Source organism: Stenotrophomonas sp. YJH_SMC_32 (assembly GCF_059369975.1).
In genome coordinates this window covers 40,126-64,417 of sequence record NZ_JCAFTE010000014.1, presented here as the reverse complement: position 1 = coordinate 64,417, position 24,292 = coordinate 40,126, and the positions used below count along the sequence as shown (strand labels likewise).

General features: G+C 67.6%; 17 protein-coding genes and 1 rRNA gene. 10 read left to right on the top strand and 8 right to left on the bottom strand.

Annotation, left to right across the window (positions count from 1 at the left end; translation table 11 throughout):
• Nucleotides 1-17 precede the first annotated feature (17 nt).
• Nucleotides 18-132, top strand: a 5S ribosomal RNA gene (gene rrf, locus AC5P7S_RS14780).
• 390 nt (nucleotides 133-522) lie between these two features.
• Here rrf and AC5P7S_RS14775 read toward each other — a convergent pair.
• The 3 genes from AC5P7S_RS14775 to hemH all read right to left on the bottom strand — a co-directional run bounded on the left by AC5P7S_RS14775 (nucleotide 523) and on the right by hemH (nucleotide 4,733).
• Entirely contained in the window at nucleotides 523-2,628 is a 2,106-nt protein-coding gene (locus AC5P7S_RS14775) for a methyl-accepting chemotaxis protein (protein WP_095378510.1), read from the bottom strand.
• Nucleotides 2,629-2,919: 291 nt separating this feature from the next.
• Nucleotides 2,920-3,774, bottom strand: a complete 855-nt coding sequence (locus AC5P7S_RS14770; protein WP_065196770.1) for an alpha/beta fold hydrolase — start codon at nucleotides 3,772-3,774, stop codon at nucleotides 2,920-2,922.
• A complete protein-coding gene (hemH, locus tag AC5P7S_RS14765) occupies nucleotides 3,771-4,733 on the bottom strand; it encodes a ferrochelatase (protein WP_095378512.1) in 963 nt (320 codons plus the stop codon). The genes AC5P7S_RS14770 and hemH overlap by 4 nt, the downstream gene beginning before the upstream one ends.
• Nucleotides 4,734-4,898: 165 nt before the next feature.
• Between hemH and AC5P7S_RS14760 the strand changes: the two genes are divergently transcribed.
• The 4 genes from AC5P7S_RS14760 to tatC all read left to right on the top strand — a co-directional run bounded on the left by AC5P7S_RS14760 (nucleotide 4,899) and on the right by tatC (nucleotide 7,315).
• On the top strand, nucleotides 4,899-5,792 hold the full coding sequence (locus AC5P7S_RS14760; RefSeq protein WP_005420455.1) for a lipid-binding SYLF domain-containing protein: 894 nt from the start codon (nucleotides 4,899-4,901) through the stop codon (nucleotides 5,790-5,792).
• 75 nt (nucleotides 5,793-5,867) lie between these two features.
• Entirely contained in the window at nucleotides 5,868-6,095 is a 228-nt protein-coding gene (tatA, locus tag AC5P7S_RS14755; protein ID WP_005420453.1) for a Sec-independent protein translocase subunit TatA, read from the top strand.
• 15 nt (nucleotides 6,096-6,110) lie between these two features.
• On the top strand, nucleotides 6,111-6,569 hold the full coding sequence (gene tatB / locus AC5P7S_RS14750) for a Sec-independent protein translocase protein TatB (protein WP_095378515.1): 459 nt from the start codon (nucleotides 6,111-6,113) through the stop codon (nucleotides 6,567-6,569).
• Complete coding sequence (tatC, locus tag AC5P7S_RS14745) at nucleotides 6,566-7,315, top strand: twin-arginine translocase subunit TatC (protein WP_005420449.1); 750 nt, start codon at nucleotides 6,566-6,568, stop codon at nucleotides 7,313-7,315. Before tatB ends, tatC begins: the two co-directional genes overlap by 4 nt.
• A gap of 83 nt (nucleotides 7,316-7,398) precedes the next feature.
• Here tatC and AC5P7S_RS14740 read toward each other — a convergent pair whose 3' ends face one another.
• From AC5P7S_RS14740 to AC5P7S_RS14730, 3 genes are read right to left on the bottom strand one after another with little or no spacing between them, the layout of a single operon-like run.
• Nucleotides 7,399-8,310, bottom strand: coding sequence for a BPSS1780 family membrane protein (locus AC5P7S_RS14740; protein WP_005420447.1), 912 nt, complete (start codon nucleotides 8,308-8,310; stop codon nucleotides 7,399-7,401).
• Nucleotides 8,311-8,359: 49 nt separating this feature from the next.
• The gene (locus AC5P7S_RS14735; RefSeq protein ID WP_005420445.1) at nucleotides 8,360-9,106 is read right to left on the bottom strand and encodes a glutamine amidotransferase; all 747 of its coding nucleotides are present in this window, start codon (nucleotides 9,104-9,106) and stop codon (nucleotides 8,360-8,362) included.
• Nucleotides 9,078-10,913: a GspE/PulE family protein gene (locus AC5P7S_RS14730; protein ID WP_005420442.1), complete on the bottom strand. Its 1,836-nt coding sequence runs from the start codon at nucleotides 10,911-10,913 to the stop codon at nucleotides 9,078-9,080. The genes AC5P7S_RS14735 and AC5P7S_RS14730 overlap by 29 nt, the downstream gene beginning before the upstream one ends.
• A gap of 83 nt (nucleotides 10,914-10,996) precedes the next feature.
• Between AC5P7S_RS14730 and glyQ the strand changes: the two genes are divergently transcribed.
• From glyQ to AC5P7S_RS14710, 4 genes are all read left to right on the top strand, one after another.
• A complete protein-coding gene (gene glyQ, locus AC5P7S_RS14725) occupies nucleotides 10,997-11,908 on the top strand; it encodes a glycine--tRNA ligase subunit alpha (RefSeq protein ID WP_049412007.1) in 912 nt (303 codons plus the stop codon).
• Nucleotides 11,909-11,995: 87 nt separating this feature from the next.
• The gene (gene glyS, locus AC5P7S_RS14720) at nucleotides 11,996-14,071 is read left to right on the top strand and encodes a glycine--tRNA ligase subunit beta (RefSeq protein WP_095378518.1); all 2,076 of its coding nucleotides are present in this window, start codon (nucleotides 11,996-11,998) and stop codon (nucleotides 14,069-14,071) included.
• Nucleotides 14,072-14,315: 244 nt separating this feature from the next.
• Nucleotides 14,316-16,112, top strand: a complete 1,797-nt coding sequence (locus tag AC5P7S_RS14715) for an autotransporter assembly complex protein TamA (RefSeq protein WP_095378521.1) — start codon at nucleotides 14,316-14,318, stop codon at nucleotides 16,110-16,112.
• A complete protein-coding gene (locus AC5P7S_RS14710) occupies nucleotides 16,109-19,966 on the top strand; it encodes a translocation/assembly module TamB domain-containing protein (RefSeq protein ID WP_095378523.1) in 3,858 nt (1,285 codons plus the stop codon). Before AC5P7S_RS14715 ends, AC5P7S_RS14710 begins: the two co-directional genes overlap by 4 nt.
• Before the next feature lie 51 nt (nucleotides 19,967-20,017).
• On the opposite strand, the gene AC5P7S_RS14705 is transcribed toward AC5P7S_RS14710, so the two are convergent.
• Together AC5P7S_RS14705 and AC5P7S_RS14700 are read right to left on the bottom strand one after the other, a co-directional pair.
• Nucleotides 20,018-21,118 (bottom strand): hypothetical protein, encoded by a 1,101-nt coding sequence (locus tag AC5P7S_RS14705; protein WP_065177807.1) that lies wholly within the window; start codon nucleotides 21,116-21,118, stop codon nucleotides 20,018-20,020.
• On the bottom strand, nucleotides 21,115-21,891 hold the full coding sequence (locus AC5P7S_RS14700) for a hypothetical protein (protein WP_095378527.1): 777 nt from the start codon (nucleotides 21,889-21,891) through the stop codon (nucleotides 21,115-21,117). The genes AC5P7S_RS14705 and AC5P7S_RS14700 overlap by 4 nt, the downstream gene beginning before the upstream one ends.
• 122 nt (nucleotides 21,892-22,013) lie before the next feature.
• On the opposite strand from AC5P7S_RS14700, the gene AC5P7S_RS14695 reads away from it, so the two are divergent.
• Nucleotides 22,014-24,161: a S46 family peptidase gene (locus tag AC5P7S_RS14695; protein WP_095378529.1), complete on the top strand. Its 2,148-nt coding sequence runs from the start codon at nucleotides 22,014-22,016 to the stop codon at nucleotides 24,159-24,161.
• Nucleotides 24,162-24,292 lie beyond the last annotated feature (131 nt).

Genomic DNA, 24,292 nt, shown 5'->3' with positions numbered 1-24,292 from the left:
GACTCTCCAAAAGCCTCCCTGGTGAAATTAGCGCTGTGGAACCACCCGATCCCATCCCGAACTCGGAAGTGAAACGCAGCTGCGCCGATGGTAGTGTGGCTCAAGCCATGCGAGAGTAGGTCATCGCCAGGGTTTACACCCAAAACCCCGCTGCTGACGCAGCGGGGTTTTTCTTTGTGCGCAGGAAATGCGGGTGGTGCCGGCCGCTGGCCGGCACCGCCATGGCTGCACACCGGCCGGTAGATCCACGCGATGCGTGGATATTCTCTGCGGGCAGCCACAGCGCCAGCCAAGGTTGGCCGCTACCGGCGGGAGGTCAGACAGTGGGCGAGGCCGTAATTGCCAGCCAGCGGCCGGCACTACCGGTAGATCCACGCCGTGTGTGGATGCGGCGCCAAACAGGGTTGGCCGCTCCTCACGGCAGGTCCGGAAGCGGACTTTTCCTGACCCATCACGCAAAAGCAGGCAAAAAACGGCGCCCTGCGGGCGCCGTCTTGATCAGGATCGCATTGCAGGCCCGGATCAGGCGGCCCGCGGGACCTCGTGCGGTTCCTGCTGGCGGAACACCGATACTGCCTCGGTAAGCGTCCCCGCCTGCGTCTGCAGCTCGCGTGCGGCCGCGGTGGCTTCTTCCACCAGCGCCGCGTTCTGCTGCGTGGCCTGATCCATCTGCACCACGGTCTGGTTGATCTGCTCGATGCCGATCGACTGCTCCTGCGAGGCCGCCGAGATCTCACGCATCAGATGGCTGACATTCTCCACGCCGCCGACAATGCCCTGCATCCGCTGGCCGGCGTCGGCCACCAGCTGGGCACCTTCGCCCACCTGTCGGCCTGCCTCATCGATCAGCTTTTTGATTTCCTGTGCGGCGGCGGCGGAGCGCTGCGCCAACACGCGCACCTCGCTGGCCACCACGGCGAAGCCACGGCCCTGCTCACCGGCACGTGCGGCTTCCACCGCCGCATTGAGCGCGAGGATATTGGTCTGGAAGGCGATGCCATCGATCACGCCGGTGATGTCGCCGATCCGCTTCGAGGCGCCTTCAATCGCCTGCATGGTGTCGACAACCCGCTGCATCGCGGTGTTGCCGTCACTGGCGGCGTTCTGCGTGGACGCAGCCAGCTCACTGGCCTCGCGCGCATGCGCAGCGTTCTGGCGCACGGTGGCGGTCAGCTCCTCCATCGAGGCTGCGGTTTCCTGCAGGTGCGCCGCCTGGCGCTCGCTGCGCTCGGACAGCGCACCATTGCCTGCAGCGATCTCGCTGGCGGCGGTACTGATCGAGGCCGCGCACTGCTGGATGCGGCCCACCATGCGCGCCAGCTGGCCGGCGGTGGCGTTGGCATCACGCTGGATCGCGGCGAAGGCACCGTGGTACTCACCGTGCATGCGCCGATCGAGATCGCCGTTGGCCAGCGCCGAAAGCATCTGCCGCACGTCGTTGACGGTGCTGCCCAGCGTATCGAGCAGCTGGTTGATGCCACCGGTCAGGCCATCGAGGAAGCTGGCGCCTTCGGTTGCCTGCAGGCGCTGGCCGAGATCGCCGGCAGCGGCAGCAGCGACGATGCCGGCCACGGCGTTCTCCAGCGCCAGCTCCTGGGTACGGTCATGCCATTCCACGGCGAAACCGAGGCGCATGCCCTGTGCATCGAACACCGGGGTGACCACCTGGGCGAAGTGCACCGGGCCGATCTGTACCTTGCCGTTGTGGCTGGCCTGCAGGCCATTGAGGATGGCGCGGATGCGGTCCGGGTTGGCATGGAAGCGATGGATGCTGCTGCCGACCAGGCGTTCGGCATCGAAGTCAGGGAAGGCCTGGCGCAGTGTCGCCTGCTGGTTGCGCAGCAGAGCCACCACCGAGCGGTTCACATAGCGGATCACGTGATCATTGTCGGCGATCATCATCGCGGTGCGCGAGGCATCCAGCGCCTGACGGATCTGCGCATTCTCGGCATGCGCCTCAGCCTCACGCCCACGTTGGGCCTGGACGTGGCGCGCGGTATCGGCCAGCGCATGGGCCAACGAGCCGGGTGCATAGGATGTGGTGTCGGCATGTGCGCCCAGGTCGGTGCCCGTGGCGATGTCGCGGGCCAGCGCAGCCAGCCGGCGCGGGCCGTGGCCAAGCGCCTCGGTCTGCTGGCGCAGGCGCAGCGCGACCTGGCCGAGGAATGCCGTCAGCCCGGCGAACAGGCCCGCCTGCAGCAACGTAGGTCCCACTGCTGCGCCCTGCAGCAGCGGCGCCAACAGCGCGAGCGTGCCGATGCCGCCGGCCAGCCATACCGGCAGGCGATCACGATGGCTCAACAGCACGCCCAGCAGCAGTGCAATCGGCAAAGCCGGTGACAGGCCCGCGATCGCGCACAGCCATGCCAGCTGCAGCGACAACAACAGCGCCAGGCCATTGCGGGTGACGCTATGGCCCGCCTTGGGACCGGCCAGCCAGATGGCAGGCAGCACAGCGGCCGCGACCAGCGAGGCGGTCAGGACATGAGGCCCGCGCAGGGCCAGCACCAGGCCGGCCACCGCCAGTGCCGCACTGCCGATCAGCAATCGGCGGTCAGCGCGGTGGGCGAGCTGCTGCAGATGCGGCAGGCGGGCGGTATCGGGGGGACGAGTGGATGCAGCGGACATCGGCGACTCCTGGATCAGCAGACGACAACGGCCACACGGCGACGCACGCACGAGTGCGTGGCCAGGGCATGGACCGGGAATTCGGGGAATGCGACGCAATCAACGTCGCACAGACGGGGCGCCGTGACCACATCCTGTGGGTGACGGAGCAATGGAGCGGGCATGCGGACTTCCTTGCAGGACCAGACACACGCCGCAGGCCCGACCGGGCCCACGTGCTGCGGACGCAGTGGCCCGCAACTGATGTATCGGCCGGAAGTGCGCAGAATGAAGTGCAGCGGACGCTGCGACTCAGCCGGCGTTGTCGTTGCCGAGGAAGCGCAGGATCACCTCGGCGATGCGTGCCGGGTCTTCCATATGCAGGTGGTGGTTGCCGGGAAACACGGCCAGCCGTCCATCACGCAGGTGCTGCAGGCGATCACTGCGCATCGGCTCGGGATAGTAGGACTGCGCCGGCGTGGCATAGATCACCTGCGTCGGGCAGGTGATGGCCTGCAGCAGGTTGTCGATCTGGCCTTCGCTGAGGCGGATCGCAGTGGGCAGCATCAGGCGCGGGTCGCTGCACCAGCGGTAGCCACCTTCGACCGGTTCCACGCCGCGCTCGACCAGCAGCCGTGCGCAGGGTTCGCTGAGCTGGTTGGTCATCATCCGCGCGCGGATCGGCGCTGCCAGATCGGGGAACACGCGCAGCTGCTTGCGTGCCAACGCGCGCGTGGCGTTCACATGCTCGCGCAGGCGATGCGCCGTTTCTTCCTCGGGACCGCGCAGGCCGCCGAGTGCTTCGATCGCCACCAGCCGATCAACACGGTCGCTGACCGAGGCGGTAAGGCTGGCGATGCCGGCACCCATCGAATGGCCGAGCAGGCTGAATCGGTCCCAGCCCAGCGCGTCGGCGACATCGAGTACGTGGCAGATCGCGGCGGCCGTGGTGTAGCTGGCACCCATCGGCAGGTGCGCGCTGTGACCGTGGCCGGGCAGATCGATGGCAACCAGTTGCAACGCCGATAGGTGCGGCGCCAGCGGCACGAAGCTGGCGGCGTTGTCGAGCCAGCCATGCAGGGCCAGCACGCGTGGGCCGCCGCCGTGGTTGCGCAGGCCGGCGACGCGTGCGCCACCGACCTGGAGTTCAAACGGTTGCAGGCTCATGCCAGCGAGGACACGGCCAGCCGTGCCAAGGCGCGTGCATGCTCCGGCTCGGCGTTGAGGCAGGGGATGTAGCGCATCGTCGCACCGCGCTCGGCCAGTGTTTCGGTGAAGCCCAGCGCAACCTCTTCCAGCGTCTCCAGACAGTCGGTGGCGAATCCGGGGCAGACCACGTCGATCTGCTTCACGCCGGATTCGGCCAGCGCCCACAGGCTGGGCTCGGCATACGGCTGCAACCAGCGCTCGCGGCCGAAGCGCGACTGGTAACCCATCTGCCAGTCGTCCTTGACCAGGCCCAGTGCATTGGCGATGGCCTGCGCACTGGCCTCGCAGCGCTGCGGATACGGGTCGCCCGCGTCGGCCAGGCGCTGCGGGATACCATGGAAGGAGAACATCAGTTTCTGACCGCGACCGTGCTGTTCCCAGTAGCGGCGGATCGATCCGGCTATGGCCTCGACCCAGCCGGGATCGACCGAGTAATCCCGCACCAGGCTCACGGTCACGCCCGGGTTGCGGCGCTGCCACGCATCGACCCGGTCTTCGACCGAGGCGGTGGTGGTGGTGGAGTACTGCGGGTACAGCGGCAACACCACGATCCGGCGCGCGCCGTCGGCGGCAAGACGGTCGAGCTCGCCGGCCAGCGCCGGTTCACCGTAACGCATCGCATGGCGTACCGTCAGGGTCGGCAGCAGGGCCTGCATGGCCTGCGCCAGCTGGCGCGTATATACCATCAGCGGTGAGCCGTCGGGCAGCCAGACCTGGGCGTACTTGGCCGCCGACCGGCCGCTTCGCAGCGGCAGGATCAGCCCGCGCAGCAGCGGCTGCCAGAGCAGTGCCGGAATCGCGACCACGCGCGGGTCGGACAGGAATTCGGCCAGGTAACGGCGTACGGCGGGGGCCGTCGGCGTCTCGGGCGTGCCTAGGTTGACCGCCAGCACGGCGGTATCGGGTGCGTCGAGCATGGGCGGTATTGTCGCCTATCCGGCGCCGCACCGGGATGCAGGGTTCGGATTGCAGGCATAGCGCGCATCAATGCGGGCAGGGAACGCTCATTGGGGATTCATGACAACACCACTAATTTCAGTCACTTGCTATATCTTCCTATGGACTGACTTCTGGAGCCTGCCATGCGTCGCCCGATCCAAGCCCTGCTGATCGCCGCCAGCCTGCTGTCCAGCCAGGCCATGGCCGGACCGCAGGAAGACCAGCGCGCCCGCAACGCCGTGCGCGTGCTGGCCGAAATCCAGGAAATTCCTGAACAGGGCATTCCGGATAAATTGCTCGACGAAGGCCGCGCGGTCATCGTCATTCCCGACACGATCAAGGCCGGTCTTGTCATTGGCGGTCGTCGTGGCCACGGCCTGATGTCGGTGCGCATGCCCAATGGCGCATGGTCCAACCCGGTGTTCGTGAAGCTCACCGGTGGCAGCATCGGCTTCCAGGCCGGCGTGCAATCTTCGGATGTGGTGCTGGTGTTCCGCAACGACCGCAGCCTGGACAACCTGGTCAACGGCAAGTTCACGCTCGGCGCCGATGCCGGCGTTGCCGCCGGTCCGGTCGGCCGCAATGCCGCCGCCGCCACCGACGGCCAGCTGAAGGCCGAGATCTGGTCCTGGTCGCGTGCCCGTGGGCTGTTCGCGGGCGTCGCGCTGGATGGTGCGGTGCTGCAGATCGACGATGCCGCCAACCTTGACGCCTACGGCAGCAACACCACGCCGCGCATGATCTTCGAAGGTCGCGCCGCCGGTTCGCCGTCGATGGACGTGGTCGCCTTCCGTGATCGTCTGGAAGAGGCCACCTACGCCGCCCGCAACAATCGCAACGGCAACGGTGGCAGTGCACCGCGTCCGGCGGCGACCCCGGCGGTTGCGCCGGCGCCTGTTCAGGCAGCGCCGGCCGCCCCAACCGAAGCCACCACCGCGCCGCTGCAGAACGTGCCGCAGAACCCGCCGCCGCAGCAGCAGGGCTTCCAGCCGGTCAACGACGGCGAAATCCGCACGGAAACGCTGGGCGGAAACTGACTTTCGTCACGCGCGCCGGCTGACACCCGGTGCGCTATGCTCGACAGCCTGATCACTAACGTAACGAGCGTCTTTATGGGCAGTTTCAGCATCTGGCATTGGTTGGTCGTGCTGGCCATCGTCCTGCTGGTGTTCGGCACCAAGCGCCTGACCAGTGGCGCCAAGGACCTCGGCTCGGCGGTCAAGGAATTCAAGAAGGGCATGCGCGACGAAGACAAGCCGAACGCGCAGCTGGGCGATGAGTCGCGCAGCCAGGACGCCTCGCGCACCGCGCAGGACGAGCACGACCGTAACGCTCGCTGATCCGGAGCGGTTGCGGTGTTTGATATCGGCTTCAGCGAACTGCTGGTGATCGCGGTGGTCGCCCTGGTGGTGCTCGGTCCCGAGCGCCTGCCCAAGGCGGCCCGCTTCGCTGGCTTGTGGGTGCGCCGTGCCCGCAATCAGTGGGATTCGGTGAAACAGGAACTGGAACGCGAACTGCAGGCCGAGGACATCAAGCGGCAAATGCAGGAGGTGCGCCAGGGCATGCAGGACACCGAGAACCAGCTGCGCGCCAGCGGCGAGGCGATCCGTCGCCAAGCGCAGCAGGCGCAGCAGCAGGGCGATGCGCTGGCGCAGGAAGTACGCGCGCCGGCGCCTGCGGATCCGCCGCCGCATATGGGCGGCCTGCCGCCTGCCGATGCACCGGTACAGGAGGGCATTGCGCCAGAGCCGATGCCGGCGACACCCCCTGAAGCCGGTGCTCCGACGCCGCAGCGCACGGAGCGCCAGCCATGAGTGAACAGGATTTCGGCGAAAGCTCGCTGGTCGAACATCTGGTGGAGCTGCGCGGCCGCCTGGTGCGCGCATTGCTGGGCCTGGGCGTGGTGCTGCTGGCGCTGCTGCCATTTACCCAGAAGCTGTACAACGCGCTGGCCGAACCGCTGGTCTCGCAGCTGCCCAACGGGCAGACGATGATCGCGACCAATCCGGCCGGTGCCTTCTTCGCGCCATTGAAGCTGACCTTCTTCGTGGCCCTGTTCGTGGCGGTGCCGTGGCTGCTGTACCAGCTGTGGGCCTTCGTCGCCCCGGGGCTTTACGCGCGTGAGAAGCGCCTGGCGGTGCCGCTGCTGGTGTCTTCGGTACTGCTGTTCTACACCGGCTGTGCCTTCGCCTACTTCCTGGTGCTGCCGGCGGTGTTCCATTTCCTGACCACCTTCAGCCCGGACGTGATCGCGATCACCCCGGATGCGAATGCCTACCTGGATTTCGTGCTGGCGATCTTCTTCGCCTTCGGTGGCAGTTTCGAACTGCCGGTGGCGATGGTGATCCTGGTCCTGCTGGGCTGGGTGACGCCGCAGCAGTTCAAGGAAGGACGTGGTTACGCGATCGTCGGCATCTTCGTGCTGGCGGCGGTGCTGACCCCGCCGGACGTGGTTTCGCAGCTGATGCTGGCGATCCCGATGTGCCTGCTCTACGAGCTGGGCATCCACGCCGCACGCTGGCTGGTGCCGTCGTCGGCCGTGAAGAAACCCGCCGCCTGAAAAAAACAAAAGGGGACGGAGGGGATTAAGTCGCTATCGGCACAGTGGCACAAACGACTTAATCCCCTCCGTCCCCTTTTTCGTCAGGCGTGGAAGATGTCGCTTGAGGTCGGGGTGGTCGGGACCGGCGGTGCGGCGCGACTGCCACGGTGCACGAACATCTGCTTCCACGCGGCATAGACCGCGCCGACATACAGCGGCATCAGCACCGTGGTCAGCACCAGCTGGGCGATGAAGGCGGCGGCCAGCGGGCCACCGATCAGCATCGCGATCTGGATCACGATCACGAACAGGATGTAGATGCAGAACGCGGCGATCAGGCCGAGCACGGCGAACACGATCATCGCGCCGATGTTCTCGATGCAGCCCTGCAGGCTCAGGCGCAGCGCGTGCATGCCGCTCTGCTTGTCGAACACCACCAGCGCCGGCTGGGTGAACATTGCCAGCGACAGTGCGACCGCGCTCAGGAACACCAGCAGCATCCACAGCGCGATGCGCTTGGCCGGCAGGTTGGCCACCAGCGCCGCGGCATCGTCCGGCTTGATCTGCTGACCACTGCGGCTGATCTCTTCCATCTTGGTCATGACCTCGCTGAAGGCGGTGAAGCCTTCGCGGCCGATCATCATGAACAGCAACGCGCCCAGCAGCAGCACCGCCAGTACCTGGATCGCCAGCGGCACCAGCAGGTGGCTGACGCGGTGGTCGCGGATCGGCTGCAGCAGGTGCGAGGACAGGCCCGGGCGGCCTTCGTCGATCTCGCCCACGGCGTAGAGCATGCCGCCGAACATGATCGGCGAGATGGCCAGGGTCATCAGCTGCACGGCCATGCCGGCGGCGCCGGGAATCAGCGTCGACAACAGGGTGACCACCCAGCTCACCAGCAGCCAGGCCAGGCCGATCCGGGCCAGCTGCAGCGGCGCACGCCGATACAGCGAGAACGTATCCAGCAACCACTGGGCGCCCGCCGAGGCCGGCAGCTTGCGAATCTCTTTCATGGACATCCGGGAAGGACAGGAGGGGACGGGCGGTTGCCCGTGCCGCTGATTATCGCTGTTTTGCCGCCGGCTGGGCTGAAGACAGCCGCGCCTGTCGGACGAAGCGGCGCAGCAGCTGGCGGGCCAGCGGTGCGGCGCTGACTGCGCGCTCGATGCTGCGCGCACAGCCGCCGTGGCGGCCGATGCAGTCGGCGCGGGCGCGCACGTAGCCGCGCATGTGGTGGGTGGCAAATTCGGGGTGGAACTGCACGCCCCAGGCCTGGCGCCCCCAGCGGAACGCGTGGCAGCCATCCAGCGGCGAGCGTGCCAGCACCTCGGCACCGTCGGGCGCGCGCAGCACGGTCTGCAGGTGGGTGGCGTGGGCGGCAAAGTGCTGCGGCAGGCCCTGGAACAGCGGATCCTGTGCCGCCTGTGGCTGCAGCTCCAGTTCGATCGTGCCGGACTCGCGCCCGGCCGGGTTGTAGGCCACCTCACCGCCCAGCGCATGCGCCAGCAGCTGGTGGCCGTAGCAGATGCCGAACACCGGCAGGTCAGCGTGGGCGGTCTGGCGCAGCCACGCCGCGCTGCGCTCGCTCCAGTCGGCGTGGTCAGTAACGAAGGCGGCCGAACCGGTCACCAGTACCCCGGCAAAACCGTGCGGATCGGGCAGGGCGCCACCGTGTTCGACATCGACCACCACCGTCTCATGTTCCTCCAGCCCGGCGGCGACGCGGATCCAGTGCGGAAAGCGCCCGTAGCGGCGCAGCGACGGTACCGGGCGGCCGGTTTCAAGGATCAGGAAGGGGGCTGGGTTCATCCGGGGGCGGCAGCACTGACAGGACTTCCTCGATTGTAGTCAGCCCCTGCGCCACCTTTTCAAGCCCGGCCTGGCGCAGGGTTCGCAGCCCTTCAGCGCGCGCGGCACGGGTGAAACCGGCCAGATCCATGTCGGCGCGGATCTGCCCGCGCAGCCGCGAGCCCAATGGCAGCAACTCATACAGGCCGATGCGGCCGAGGAATCCGGTGCGCCGGCACTCCAGGCAACCGACCGGACGACAGGGCGTGGCGGCATCTGGATATGCAGCCTGGCTATCAGCGAGCACCGCCCAGTCGGCAGCACCAAGGGTGTGCGGCTGCTTGCAGTGCGGGCACAGGGTACGCACCAGGCGCTGGGCGAGGATGCCGTTGAGGGTGCTGGCCAGCAGGTAGTGCGGCACGCCCAGGTCGAGCAGGCGGGTGACCGCCGACGGTGCATCGTTGGTGTGCAGGGTGGACAGCACCAGATGGCCGGTCAGCGAGGCCTGCACCGCCATCTGCGCGGTTTCCAGATCGCGGATCTCGCCGATCATGATGATGTCCGGATCCTGCCGCAGCAGGGTGCGCACGCCGCTGGCGAAGTCCAGGTCGATGTTGGCCTGCACCTGCATCTGGTTGAACTCGGGCGCAATCATCTCGATCGGGTCCTCCACCGTGCACACGTTCACGTCCGGCGTGGCCAGCCGCTTCAGCGTGGAATACAGGGTGGTGGTCTTGCCCGAGCCGGTCGGGCCGGTGACCAGCACGATGCCGTGCGGGCGCTCGACCAGTGCATTCCAGCCAGCGGCCTCCTGCGGGCTGAAGCCGAGCTGGTCGATGCTTTTGAAGGCGGCATCGGGGTCGAAGATGCGCATCACGCACTTCTCACCGAAGGCGGTGGGCATGGTAGACAGGCGCATCTCGACCTCGCGGCCACCCGGCGAGCGGGTCTTGATGCGGCCGTCCTGCGGGCGCCTGCGCTCGGCCAGGTCCATGCGGCCGAGTACCTTGATGCGGCTGACCACCGCGGTCATCACTGCCGGCGGCACCTCGAACACCTTGTGCAGCACACCATCGATGCGGAAGCGCATGCGTCCCATCTCGCGGCGCGGTTCCAGGTGGATGTCCGAGGCGCGCTGCTCATAGGCGTACTGCAGCAGCCAGTCGACGATGTGCACGATGTGCTGGTCGTCGGCATTGACGTCGCCGGTGCGGCCCAGCTCGACCAGCTGCTCGAAGCTGGGCAGGGTGGTGTTGGCCTCGCCGCGGACGTCGCCGCGCGCGCCACGCACCGAACGGGTCACCCCGTAGAACTCCATGGTGTAGCGGTGCAGGTCGAGCGGATTGACCACCGCCAGCTCGATGCGGCGGCGTGTCAGGTGCTGCAGGTCGCGGCGCCATTCCTGCACCAGCGGCTCGCTGGTGGCCACCAGCACCCGTTCGGCATCCACTGCCAGCGGCAGGAAGCGGTGGCGACGGGCATAGGCGTGGGAGACCAGCGCGGTGACCGCAGCGACGTCGACCCGGGTCGGATCGATGCGCAGGTAGCGGTTGCCGGTGCGTTGGGCCAGCCATTCGGTCAGGCGTTCCAGGGTCAGTTCGCCGCCGTCGCGGGTGGCCAGCTTGAGGTTGGACAGCAGCACCAGCGGGTGCACTTCACTGGCATTGCGCGCGCCCTGTGCGGAAAACCGCATGCGCTCGCCCTCGTGCTCGGCGACCAGGCCGTCGGCCAGCAGCGCCGCACCCACCTGCTCGAAATGCAGGCGGCCCCACGGCAGCGGGACGCCGCCTGGCTCGCCGGGCGTGCCCACCGGCAGCCGATGTTCCATCTGCCTGCTCCTCCCGGGTACGGAATGCCCCGCAGGTCGGCCGTTATACTAGCGCACCCTCTTGCCGGCCAAGACTCGTACGCATGTCCGCGACCCCGACCGTTCCGATCACCTTCCAGGGCCTGATCCAGACCCTGAACCAGTTCTGGGCCCAGCAGGGCTGCGTGCTCATCCAGCCGCTCGACCTGGAGGTGGGCGCCGGTACCTTCCACCCGGCCACCTTCCTGCGGGCGATCGGGCCGGAAAGCTGGAACGCGGCCTACGTGCAGCCGTCGCGCCGCCCGACCGACGGCCGCTACGGCGAGAACCCGAACCGCCTGCAGCGCTACTACCAGTACCAGGTGGCGATGAAGCCGGCGCCGGACAACATCCAGCAGCTGTACCTGGATTCGCTGAAGGCACTGGGCATCGATCCGCTGGTGCACGACCTGCGCTTCGTCGAGGACAACTGGGAATCGCCGACGCTGGGCGCGTGGGGCCTGGGCTGGGAAGTCTGGCTCAACGGCATGGAAGTGACCCAGTTCACCTACTTCCAGCAGGCCGGTGGCCTGGAGTGCCGCCCGGTGCTGGGCGAGATCACCTACGGTCTCGAGCGCCTGTGCATGTACCTGCAGAACTGCGACAACGTCTATGACCTGGTCTGGACCTACGGCCCGGACGGCCAGCCGGTGACCTACGGCGACGTCTACCACCAGAACGAGGTGGAGCAGAGTACCTACAACTTCGAATACGCCGACGTGGACGAAATGTTCCACCGCTTCGATGCCTGCGAGCGTGAAGCGCAGAAGCTGGTGGAAGTGGGCCTGCCGCTGCCGGCCTACGAGCAGGTGATGAAGGCCAGCCACACCTTCAACCTGCTCGATGCGCGCCGCGCGATCAGCGTGACCGAGCGCCAGCGCTACATCCTGCGCGTGCGCGCGCTGGCCCAGGCGGTGGCCAAGGCGTATTACGAGCAGCGCGAGAAGCTGGGCTTCCCGGGTGCGAAGAAGGCCTGACCGCCTTCCTGCACCGTCCCGCTTTTCATCAACTACCCGGGGCGCCGGACGCGTTGCGCGCTGCGCCCCCACCACAGGATCGAACCGATGAGCCAACTGTCCCCCCTGCTGATCGAACTGGGCACCGAGGAGCTGCCGGTCAAGGCGCTGCCGGGCCTGGCCCAGGCGTTCTTCGACGGTGTTGTCGAAGGCCTGCGCAAGCGTGGCGTCGCGCTGGAGCTGGGCGATGCCCGCCCGCTGTCGACCCCGCGCCGGCTGGCCGTGCTGCTGCCGGGCGTCGGCCTGGAACAGCCGGAACAGCACAGCGAAGTGCTGGGCCCGTATCTGAACATCGCGCTGGACGCCGAAGGCCAGCCGACCAAGGCCCTGCAGGGCTTCGCCGCCAAGGCCGGGATTGACTGGACCGCGCTGGAGAAGACCACCGACAACAAGGGCGAGCGCTTCGTGCACCGCGCGGTGACCCCGGGCGCGAGCACCGCCAGCCTGTTGCCGGAAATCCTGCGCGAGGCGATCGCGGCGATGCCGATTCCCAAGCCGATGCGCTGGGGCGATCACGCCTGGGGCTTCGCCCGCCCGGCGCACTGGCTGGTGCTGCTGCACGGCGCCAACGTGGTCGAGGCCGAACTGTTCGGCCTGCAGGCCGGCCGTGCCAGCCGTGGCCATCGCTTCCACCACGACCAGGCCGTGTCGCTGGCGCAGCCGCAGGACTACGTTGAAGCGCTGCGCGCCGCGTTCGTGCTGGTCGACCCGAGCGAGCGACGTGCGCGCATCGTCGCCGAGGTCGAGGCCGCTGCAGCCGGAGCCGGTGGCAGCGCCCGCATCACCGAAGACAACCTGGAGCAGGTGGTGAACCTGGTCGAATGGCCGTCGCCGGTGCTGTGCAGCTTCGAACGCGCCTTCCTGGCAGTGCCGCAGGAAGCACTGATCGAAACGATGGAGATCAACCAGAAGTTCTTCCCGGTGCTGGATGCCGCCGGCACGCTGACCGAGAAGTTCATCGGCATCGCCAACATCGAATCGAAGGACGTGGCCGAAGTGGCCAAGGGCTACGAGCGGGTGATCCGCCCGCGCTTTGCCGATGCCAAGTTCTTCTTCGACGAGGACCTGAAGCAGGGCCTGATGTCGATGGGCGACGGCCTGAAGACGGTGACCTACCAGGCCAAGCTGGGCAGCGTGGCCGACAAGGTGGCGCGCGTGGCCGCACTGGCCGAAGTGATCGCAGCCCAGGTCGGTGCCGATCCGGCGCAGGCCAAGCGGGCTGCCGAGCTGGCCAAGAACGACCTGCAGTCGCGCATGGTCAACGAATTCCCGGAACTGCAGGGCATCGCCGGCCGCCACTACGCCGTGGCCGGTGGTGAATCGGCCGACGTGGCGCTGGCCATCGACGAGGCCTACCAGCCACGCTTCGGTGGTGACGACATCGCGCTGTCGCCGCTGGGCAAGGTGCTGGCCATCGCCGAACGCGTGGATACGCTGGCCGGTGGTTTCGCTGCAGGCCTGAAGCCGACCGGCAACAAGGACCCGTTCGCGCTGCGCCGCAATGCGCTGGGCCTGGCCCGCACGATCATCGAAAGCGGCTTCGAACTGGACCTGCGCGCGCTGATGGCCAGCGCCAATGCCGGCCTGGCCGCGCGCAACGTGCAGGCCGATGTCGGCGAGCTGTACGACTTCATCCTCGACCGCCTGAAGGGCTACTACGCTGACAAGGGCGTGCCGGCCACGCACTTCAACGCCGTGGCCGAGTTGAAGCCGGCCTCGCTGTACGACTTCGATCGCCGCCTGGATGCGATCGGCACCTTCGCCGCGCTGCCGGAGGCAGAGGCGCTGGCCGCGGCCAACAAGCGCATCCGCAACATCCTGCGCAAGGCCGAGGGCGAGATTCCGGCGCAGATCGACGCGGCACTGCTGCAGGAAGATGCCGAGCGCGCGCTGGCCGAAGCGGTCACCGCCGCCATCGATGACACCGGCGCCAGCCTGCACCAGAAGGACTATGTGGCGGTGCTGGCACGCCTGGCGCGCCTGCGTCCGCAGGTCGACGCGTTCTTCGATGGCGTGATGGTCAACGCGGAAGATCCGTCACTGCGTGGCAACCGCCTGGCGCTGCTGACGATGCTGGGCGAGCGCCTGGGCAAGGTGGCGGCGATCGAGCATCTGTCGAGCTGACGCCCGTATCGGTAGTGCCGGCCGCTGGCCGGCATTGCCCCCGATCTGTGGGGTGCCGGCCAGCGCCCGGCACTACCGGAACATCGCCGGCGTTGTCTATCGGGGTCATTGCCGACATCGTGGACGATGCCGGCATCCTGATTGGTCGGTTGCGACAATCGACACTTTGCGGTGTATTTTGACCGCCACTTAACAACCGATCCGCAATGACGTGATGCATTTCGCATCGTCACCTCCGGTCGGTATGCTGTGCCGCATGCAGCCAAAGAAATACGCCCTGCCGCTGATGGTCCTGTCGCTGGCCGCCACTTCCGTGGTCCATGCGCGCGGCACCATCGACAAGGTGGACATCAAGGGATTGGACAAGGGCGACGACGCCGCAATCATCGAGAACATCCAGGAATCGCTGTCGCTGTACGACACGATCGGCAAGGAGCAGGGCGAATCGCGCCTGGAGTACCTGCTGTCGCAGGCCGAGCGGCAGACCCGCCAGGCGCTGGAGCCGTTCGGGTACTACAACCCGGTGATCAAGGTCGAGGCGCCGCGTGAGGACGAGCACGTGCGCGTGCTGATCCATGTCGACAAGGGCGCCCCGGTGACCGTGCGCCGCGAGCACATCGACATCACCGGCCCGGCGATGTACGACCAGTACCTGCAGGACGACCTGGCCGCCTTCAAGCCCCGCAAGGGCCAGCGCTTCGAGCACACCCAGTACGAAGCCAGCAAGATCACCATCACCCGGCGCCTGGCCGAGCGCGGCTACTTCGATGCCGACTACACCCAGCGCCAGGTGCAGATCACCCGCGCCGACAACGCCGCCGACATCGACCTGACCTGGGACAGCGGCCGCCGCTACAACATGGGCCCGGTGCGCTTCGAGCAGGATTACTTCGTCGACAAGCTGTTCGATCCACTGGTGTACTGGGACGAGGGCAGCTACTACCACGAGGGCAAGCTGGACCGGCTGCGCGAGTCGCTGACCAAGCTGGACTACTTCAGCGTGATCGACATCCAGCCGCGCCCGGACCAGGCCGACGAGAACGGCGAAGTGCCGGTGGACGTGAAGCTGACCCGGGCCAAGCGCACCATCTACACCGCAGGCCTGAGCTACGGCAGCGAGAGCGGCCCGGGTGTGCGCGGTGGCATCGAGCGGCGGTTCCTGAACAACCGCGGCCACAAGATAAACACGCAGCTGGACTATGCGCAGAAGCGCAAGAGCCTGGTTACCAGTTACCGCATTCCGGCCTTCAACTGGCTTGATGGCTGGTACACCTTCGCTGCCAGCGCGTATGACGAGCAGACCGACTACATCGACCTGCGCAACTTCAAGCTGATCGCCAGCCGCAGCGGCGAGATCAACGAACACTGGACCGCGATCGCCTCGATCAACGCGCTGCGCGAGCGCTGGCGCTATGCCTCCGGCACCGAATTCACCGACGCCGTCTACAACACCTCGACGCTGGTGTACCCGCAGATGGTTGCCGACTACGTCAACGTCGACGACGAGATGTTCCCGCGCAAGGGCATCAGCGGCGCTGCAACGGTGCGTGCCGGCGTGGAAGGCGCCGGCTCGGATACCAGCTTCGTGCAGGCCAACGCCGTGTTGCGCTGGTACATCCCGGTGGGTGAAAGCAATCGCCTGATCCTGCGCGGCGAGGGCGGCACCACCTGGACCAGCGATCTGGTGGCGATGCCGCCGAGCCTGCGCTACTTCGCCGGTGGTGACCGCAGCATCCGCGGCTACGCCTACCGTGAGGTCGGCCCGCGTACGCCGAAGCCGGACAAGTACGCGCTGGGTGCCAAGAACCTGGTGATCGGCTCGGCCGAGTACGAGCACTACTTCAACGGTGGCCCCTGGGGTGCGGCGGTGTTCGTCGATACCGGCAGTGCCTTCGACAACACCATCGACCTGCATACCGGCGTCGGCTTCGGCGTACGCTGGAAATCGCCGGTGGGCCCGGTGCGCATCGACGTGGCGCACGGCCTGAACAACCCGGATTCGCAGTTCCAGCTGTACCTGAACATCGGAGCGGACCTGTGAGCGCGTCCGCACCGACCCCGAACACCCCGCCGCCACGCGTGCGTTTCTATCGCCGTCGCCGCTTCTGGGCATGGTCCGGCGCCGGCGTGATCGGCCTGGTGCTGCTGGCCCTGCTGGCGGTGTACTGGCTGCTGCAGACCGTGGCCGGCCGTGACGTACTGCTGGCCCAGGTGGTGGCGCGGCTGCCAGTGGGTGCCAGCTTCACCTGGGACAAGGTGGACGGCCCGGTGGCCGGACCACTGACCCTGTACAACGTCGACTTCCGCTATGACGACATCCATTTCCACGCCGAGCGTGCGCACCTGGAGCCGGACCTGCGCCCGCTGCTGGGCCGCAAGCTGCTGCTGGACAAGCTGGAGCTGACCAACGCGACGTTGAACCTGGCCAAGAGCGATGAGCCGTTCAAGCTGCCGTCGTGGCCCGATTCGCTACCGCAGATCGAAATGCCGCTGGCGATCCAGGCCGATGCCATCGCCATCGATGGCTTCCGCATCAGCCAGGCCAACGAACCAGTGATCGACATCAGCCGCGTGCGCGGCGGCATCGAGATCGCCAACGGCGAGTTCCAGGCGCACAAGCTGGTGGTGGACAGTGACATGGGCAACTTCACTGCCCAGGGCCGTTACATCCCGGCAAAGGACTACGACACCGACGTGACGGTGACGGCGGTGTTGCCGGCACCGCGTGGGCGCACAGCCGCTACCGTCGGCCTGGTCGCCCGCGGTGACCTGTCGCACATGGAAGTGGCGGTGGCCGGGCGTGCACCGAAGCCGCTGCACGCGATGCTGGTGTTCGATGGCCGCGCCGACCCGACGTGGAACGCCAGCGTGCGCAGCGACGAGCTGGATCTGGCGTTGCTGTCGCCGGCCTTGGCGAGCTCGGCGATCACGCCGTTGTCGCTGGATTTCACCGCTGCTGGCAAGGGCGGCAATGCCAACCTGCGTGGCAGGGTGAAGCAGGGCGACCAGGAACTGGAACTTGCACCGTCCAAGGTGTCATTGCAGGACCAGGTACTGAAGGTCTCGCCGCTGCTGCTGAAGGGCCTCGGTGGCGAAGCCCGCCTGGAGGGCACCGCCGATTTCAGCCAGGAAAACCAGCAGAAGCTCAACTTCTCGGTGGTCGCGCGGGACCTGACCTATGTACCGGCGCCCGATCCGAACACCGCCGGCAGCGCACCGGTGCCGGTCACTCTGAAGGAAGCACGCTTCGGCCTGGCCGGTACCCTGAAGGCCTGGGCGGCGATCGGCCGCGCCGAGGTCGAACGCGAAAAGCAGAAGGCGCAGCTGCACTTCGATGTGCGTGGCAACGACCAGGCCGCGTCGATCCACCAGCTGCAGGCGCAGACGCCCGGTGGCCAGCTGCAGGTGGAAGGCCAGGTGGCGTGGGCGCCGCAGCTGGACTGGGACGCCAAGGCCACGCTGAAGGACTTCGACCCCGGCTATTTCGTGCCGGGCTGGAACGGCCGCCTGTCCGGCAACCTGGCCTCCAAGGGCCGCCAGCTGCCGCCGCCGGCCAATGCCGCACCGGGCACCGCCGGTACGCTGGAAGCCACGGTGGACCTGCCCTCGCTGAAGGGCATGCTGCGCCAGCGCAATCTCGACGCACAGGGCAAGTTCGCGCTGCAGGGCGCGCAGGGCCAAGGTGACCTGAAACTGGCGTTGGGCAGCAGCCGGGTGACCGCGTCGGGCAAGGTCGGCGACCGCCTCGACATCGAGGCGCGTTTCGAGCCATTGCAGTTGAGCGACCTGCTGCCGGCCGCCGACGGTGGCCTGCGTGGCCAGGTACAGGTGAAGGGCCCGCGCGATGCGCCGGACATCACCGCCGACCTGGTCGGCAACAACCTCAACTGGGACGGCTACGGCGCCGAGAGCGTGAGCATCAAGGGCCGCCTGCCGTGGCGCGGCGACAGCGGCACGCTGGCCGTGCAGGGCCAGCAAGTCAACGCGGGCATGCTGCTGGAGCGGCTGAACATCGACGCGCAGGGCAGTGTGTCCAACCTGCGCCTGGCTGCGCAGACCCGCAACGAGATGGGTGCGGTCGAGCTGCAGGGCAGCGTGCGCCAGCAGGGCACGCAGTGGCGTGGCGAGCTGGCGTCGCTGCGCATCGCACCGGTGAAGGGCGATGCCTGGGCGCTGCGTGCACCGGCGGCGTTCGCGATCAACGGCAGCACCTACACCCTGTCCGAAGCCTGCCTGGCCGCCGCGAGCAGCGGCGCGCTGTGCGCACAGGCCAACTGGCCGCGCGAAGGCCTGGTGGTGCGCAGCGACGCGCTGCCGCTGGCGCTGGTGCAGCCGTGGTTGCCGCCGCAGTCCGGGCGCCGCATCTACCTTCGCGGCGATGTCAGCCTGGACGCGCACATCCGCCCGCGCGGCAACGCCTGGGAAGGCCATGTGGAGGTGCGCTCGAAGGAAGGCGGCGTGCGCCTGGGCGAGAACCGCAACACCGTGGGCGATACCACCCGCGGCGAGCTGGTGCGCTATGACCAGTTCTCGCTGAAGCTCGACATGACCCCGGCCAGCATCAAGGGCTACCTGGGCATGGGCTTCCAGGGCAATGGCTTCGTCGACGCCAAGATGCAGACCGGCTGGGAAGCCAGTGCGCCGCTTAATGGTGAGCTCTACCTCAACATGTCGCGGCTGTACTGGCTGGAGCTGTTCTCGCCGGACATCGTGCGACCGACCGGCCTGATCGAAGGCCACGTCAGCCTGCGCGGGACGCGAGGCCAGCCGTCGCTGGGCGGTGACGCACAGCTGAGCAACTTCAAGGGCGAATTCCCCGCGCTGGGCCTGACCTTCGACCAGGGCAAGGGCAGCTTCGTGGCCCAGCCCGATGGTTCGGCCAAGATCACCGCGCAGGCCAACTCGGGCCAGGGCACGCTGTACGTGGACGGTGGCCTGTCGTGGTTCGGCGATGCGCAGCCGCTGCAGCTGAAGATCCATGGCGAGAACGTGCTGCTGTCCAACACCAGCGAACTGCGCATCGTCGCCAACCCCAACCTCGACTTCACCTTGGCCAAGGCGGCGATGGAGCTGCGCGGCACCGTGCACGTGCCCGAGGCCGACATCGATCTGGAACGCTTGGACCGCGGCACCTCGGTGTCCGAAGACGTGGTGGTGCTCGACCCGGCCGATCCGGAAGAGTCGCGCACCTCGCCGCTGGACATGGACCTGACGGTCAGCCTGGGCGACAAGGTGAAGATGACCGGGTTCGGCCTGAAGGGCGCGCTGACCGGCAAGATGCAGGTCTGGGCCAAGCCCGGCCGCGAAATGACCGCCAATGGCGGCCTGGAAGTGAGCGGCCGCTACAAGGCGTATGGGCAGGACCTGACCATCACCCGTGGCAACCTCAACTGGAACTACAACGCGGTGTCCGACCCGCGCATCAACATCCGCGCCGAGCGCCGCATCGGTGATGTCACCGCCGGCATCGACGTGACCGGGCGTGCCCAGCAACCGCGTGCCGACGTGTGGTCCGATCCGGCGATGTCGCAGTCCGAGGCACTGGCCTATCTGGTGCTGGGACGCAGCCTGACCGGCGCCAGCAGCGACCAGGCGCAGCAGGTCAACGCGGCCTCGGCGGCGCTCTCGGCTGGCAGTGGCCTGCTCGCCTCGCAGCTGGGTGCCAAGCTGGGCCTGGATGATGCAGGCGTGAGCCAGTCGCGCGCGCTGGGTGGTTCGGTGATCGGCGTCGGCAAGTACATCTCGCCCAAGCTTTACGTGGGTTACGGCGTGTCGCTGGTGGGCGCCGGTTCGGTGATCACGCTGAAGTACCTGCTGCGCCGCGGGTTTGATGTGGAAGTGGAATCGAGCACGGTGGAAAACCGTGGTTCGATCAACTGGCGGCGGGAGAAATGACCGGGTCGGGGGCGGCGCCCTTTCGTTGAAAGGGTCCGACCCCCGGCTTCTTCAGCTGCGGCGCAGCCGCTGGCGGTGCCCGGACAGGTCCATGCTCCACAGCAGCAGCGCACCCAGCAGCGCCGGCAGCACGCTGAGCACGGACAGCATCATCAGGAATGACACTGGCAATTCCATGCGGACGGGCTTGCCCCGGCGCAGCTGGTAGCGGATCCATGCCGTGGCCAGCACGGTCCAGGCCAGCAGCCAGCACAGCGGTGCCAACCACAGCGAAGGCGAGGGCACCCACAGGTAGACGGCGGTACCGACCACTGCGATGGCTGCGCAGGCGACCGGCAGGGCCAGCCAACGCAGCCGGGAAGGCGGCACGGACGGGTCTTCAGGGGCGCTCTGCCAGACGAACAGATGACGCAGGCCAATGGCCAGCAGCGTGCCGAGCAGTGGCGCCAGCGCTGCCGTGCCCAGCACGATCGCCCTGCGCTGCTCTTCCGACTGGTAGGGCAGCAGCGTGTTGGCGATCTGGGTGGTGGCCAACGCGATGAAGGCCATCAACGTCAGCGCCACGCTTGCCAGCAGTGCACGCAGCAATGACAACTGTGCTGCGGTGAGGCGGGTGACATCGCTGGCGCCGGCCCAGAAGCGGGCTTGGCCCGCATCGATGCCGGGCGGCAGAGGACGGTCCTCCTGGCAGCCCAGTACGTCCATCAACGCTGCGGCCTGGCGCGGCACGCGCAGCGGCAGCGCGGACATCAGGTTGCGCAGGTGCGAACGCGGTTCGCGCAGCTGCTGAAGGCGGCTGGCAGCGTCATCGTGGCTGGTCCAGCGTCCGCCACGCGCCTCCATCTGCTGGGCCAGCAGATCGGTCTGCGCGGGCAGTTGCAGCCAGTCCTGCCAGGCGTGTTCGGCCAGCTCGCGCAGTTCGCCTGGTGCCAGGCCGCAGCCCGCGTCGTCCCAGCCGAAGGCCTGGTAAAGCGCCGCGGCTTCGGACAGGTTCATGGGCGCCTGCCGCGCGCGCAGCGCCTGCAGCACCCTAGCACTGGCTTCAGCGCGCTCGTCCAGGGACCACTGGCTGCGCAGACCCTGCAGGTACACCGCGAAAGGTTGCGGGTCGGTGGATTTGGCGCGCTCCAGCAGGTCCATCCAGTTGCTCATGGGTTTGCCTCGTGTGGGGGCTGCAGGCTTGAACGATCACTGTCTGCATTGCCGGGGGAGCTGGAAAATGCCCCGCGGAGGATTGCGATGGCGGCCAGCAGGGCGCACGTCAGAAGCAGTGCCAAAGCGACCGTTCGCCGCGTGAAGCGTCTGCGTGACGGCACGGAATGGTGCAGGGCGTCGCATGCGGCCGCCCAGAACATGACCTGCCTGCGCTGCAATGGCGGTGGGAGCGCCACGTGCGCCATCACAGGCACGCCGACAAGGTAATGCAGCGTTTCACGCATTTCGTGCCGCGTGCGCGCGGACAGCGCCTGGATGCGCGCGCGCAGTGGGTGCCAGGGGCCACTGAGCCGGGCGACACGGGTGCGGGCCTGCACCACCGAGACCGGCGCATTCTCAAGACGCATGTAACGGGCGAGCGCGGTCTCGTTGCCTGGCACCAGCAACCAGCACAGGTGCATGCTGTGGCCGAGGGCGGCCATGTCGTAGCACTCGCGGATACTGTCCCGGTCATACCACTGGAAGCGGTCGGCCAGCTGCTCGAAGTTCGCTTGCGGGAACGGCGTAGTGCCCTTCATCAGCCGTTGCCAGGTTGCCAGGTTCACCGCGCCAGCATCCGCAGGGGGCTGCAGTTCCGGGGACTGCTGCAGCCAGGCTGCGAAGTCTGCCGGATCGCGTTGCTGACCGTTGCGGACGATGCGGTCGGCAAGCGCCTCGGCGGCAGATGGCCCTGTCGAATGCGTGGTGCCCAGATCGATTCCTGCGATCATCGGTCCTTCCCTAGTATCCGTGCCTGATTCTAGCCAGCATCGGTGCCCCCAACCATCAGCCGTTGCCCCATGCGGCCCCAGCGGCTATGGTCCCGGGCTGTTCAGTCGTACCGGATTGCCTCATGTCACCACGCAAAGCCCTTCCCACCGCCCTGGCCCTGGGCCTGACCCTCGCCGCCGGTGCCCACGCCGATGAAGGCATGTGGATGCCGACGCAGCTGCCGGAGCTGGCCGAGCCGCTGCAGGCCGCAGGTTTCAAGGGTAATCCGGCCGACCTGGCCAATGTCACCGCGCCGCCGCTGAGCGCGGTGGTGCGCGCTGGCGGCGGCACCGGCTCGTTCGTGTCCAGCGACGGCCTGCTGCTGACCAATCACCACGTGGCGATGGGCGTGATCCAGTACAACAGCTCCCCAGAGCACGACCTGATCAACGGTGGCTTCATCGCCAACGGCCGTGCCGATGAGCGCCAGGCCAACCCGGACTTCCGCGTGCTGGTCACCGTCGGCTTCGACAAGGTGACCGACCAGGTGCTGGCGCAGGCCCGCGGCAAGACCGGCCGTGCTTACTTCGATGCCGTCGATGCCGCCAGCAAGCAGATCGTGGCCGAGTGCGAGAAGGATGGCAGTGTGCGCTGCTCGGTGGCCAACATGTACTACGGCACCGACTTCTACCGCATCGCCCAGCTGGAACTCAGCGACGTGCGCCTGGTGTACGCGCCGCCGCGTGCGATCGGCAACTATGGCGATGAGATCGACAATTTCATGTGGCCGCGCCACACCGGCGACTTTACCCTGCTGCGCGCCTATGTGGGCAAGGACGGCAAGCCGGCCGCCTACAGCAAGGACAACGTGCCCTACCAGGCGCCGGCACACCTGCAGATGTCGGTGGAGGGCCCGAAGGAGGGCGACTACGCGATGCTGGCCGGTTATCCGGGCATCACCTACCGCCACCGTACCGCGGCAGAATTCGCCGGCCAGATCGACACCGTGCTGCCGCGCCGCGTTTCGGTGTTCCAGCAGATGATCGACACCATCGAGGCGGCAACCGCCAAGGACGCGCAGGCACGTACCCGTTACGCTTCGCAGCTGCAGTCGCTGAAGAACAACCGCAAGCGCGCCGCCGGTGAGCTGGAAGGTCTGCTGCGCAGCGACGCCAAGGCCCAGCGTGCCGCCGACGAGACCGCGATGCTGGCCGCCACCGACCGCAGGTACCAGAGCGACATCAAGGCGCTGCTGGCCAACCTGTCACAGGGCGCGGCGGTGGGCGAGCGTGACCTGCTGCTGGACCAGATGGCCGCACAGAGCCAGTTGCTGCGCTCGGCGCTGCTGCTGGAGCGCCTGCGCATCGAATCGGCCAAACCGGACGCGCAGCGCGAGAGCGGTTACCAGCAGCGCGACCAGGCGATGATCGAAGGCGTGCTCAAGCAGGTCCAGCGCCGCTACGCACCGGAGGTCGAGAAGGCCCTGCTGACCACCCTGCTGACCCGTTACCAGCAGCTGCCGGACGCGCAGCGCGTGGCCGAGTTCGACGCCGCCTTCGGCCGTACCCCGCAGCAGCTGGCCAAGGCACTGGATACCCTGTACGCCGGCACCCAGCTGGGTGACGAGGCGCAGCGCCTGTCGCGCTTCGCGGCTGCGCGCGAAGGCAAGGCCCTGGCCGCCGATCCGCTGATCGCCGTGGCCGGCCCGCTGGTGGCCGCGCAGCTGCGCATCGAGAACGAAAGCAAGACCCGCGAGGGCGAGCAGCTGCGCCTGCGCCCGGCCTACATGCAGGCGCTGTTCGCCTGGCGTGCCAAGCAGGGCCGCGCTGTGTACCCGGATGCCAACCGCACCCTGCGCATCAGCTACGGCAAGGTCGAGGCACTGCACCCGCGCGATGGCGTGACCTACTCGCCGGTGACCACCGTGGCCGGCATCGTCGAGAAGAACACCAACGCCTATCCGTTCGACGCACCCAAGCCGCTGCTGGCAGCGATCGCCAAGGGTGACTTCGGCAGCACCGCCGATCCGGCACTGAAGACCCAGACGGTCAACTTCCTGACCAACCTGGACACCACCGGCGGCAACTCCGGCTCGCCGGTGCTCAATGCCAAGGGCGAACTGATCGGCCTGAACTTTGACAGCAACTGGGAGTCGGTCAGCGCCAGCTGGTGGTTCGACCCGCGCTACAAGCGTGCCGTGCACGTGGACATGCGCTACCTGCGCTGGCTGCTGGCCAAGGTCTACCCGGCGCCGGAACTGCTGAAGGAAATGGGCGTGCCGGCCCAGTAAGAAGCCGGCCACGACCCACGGTCGTGGCCCGCACCGCGTAAGCCCCCACACCGGTGGGGGCGGTTGCCCCCAACGAGCCCGTACACCCGGCCGCGCCTGGCCTACACTGCGGGTTCCTCCGACGGAAACAC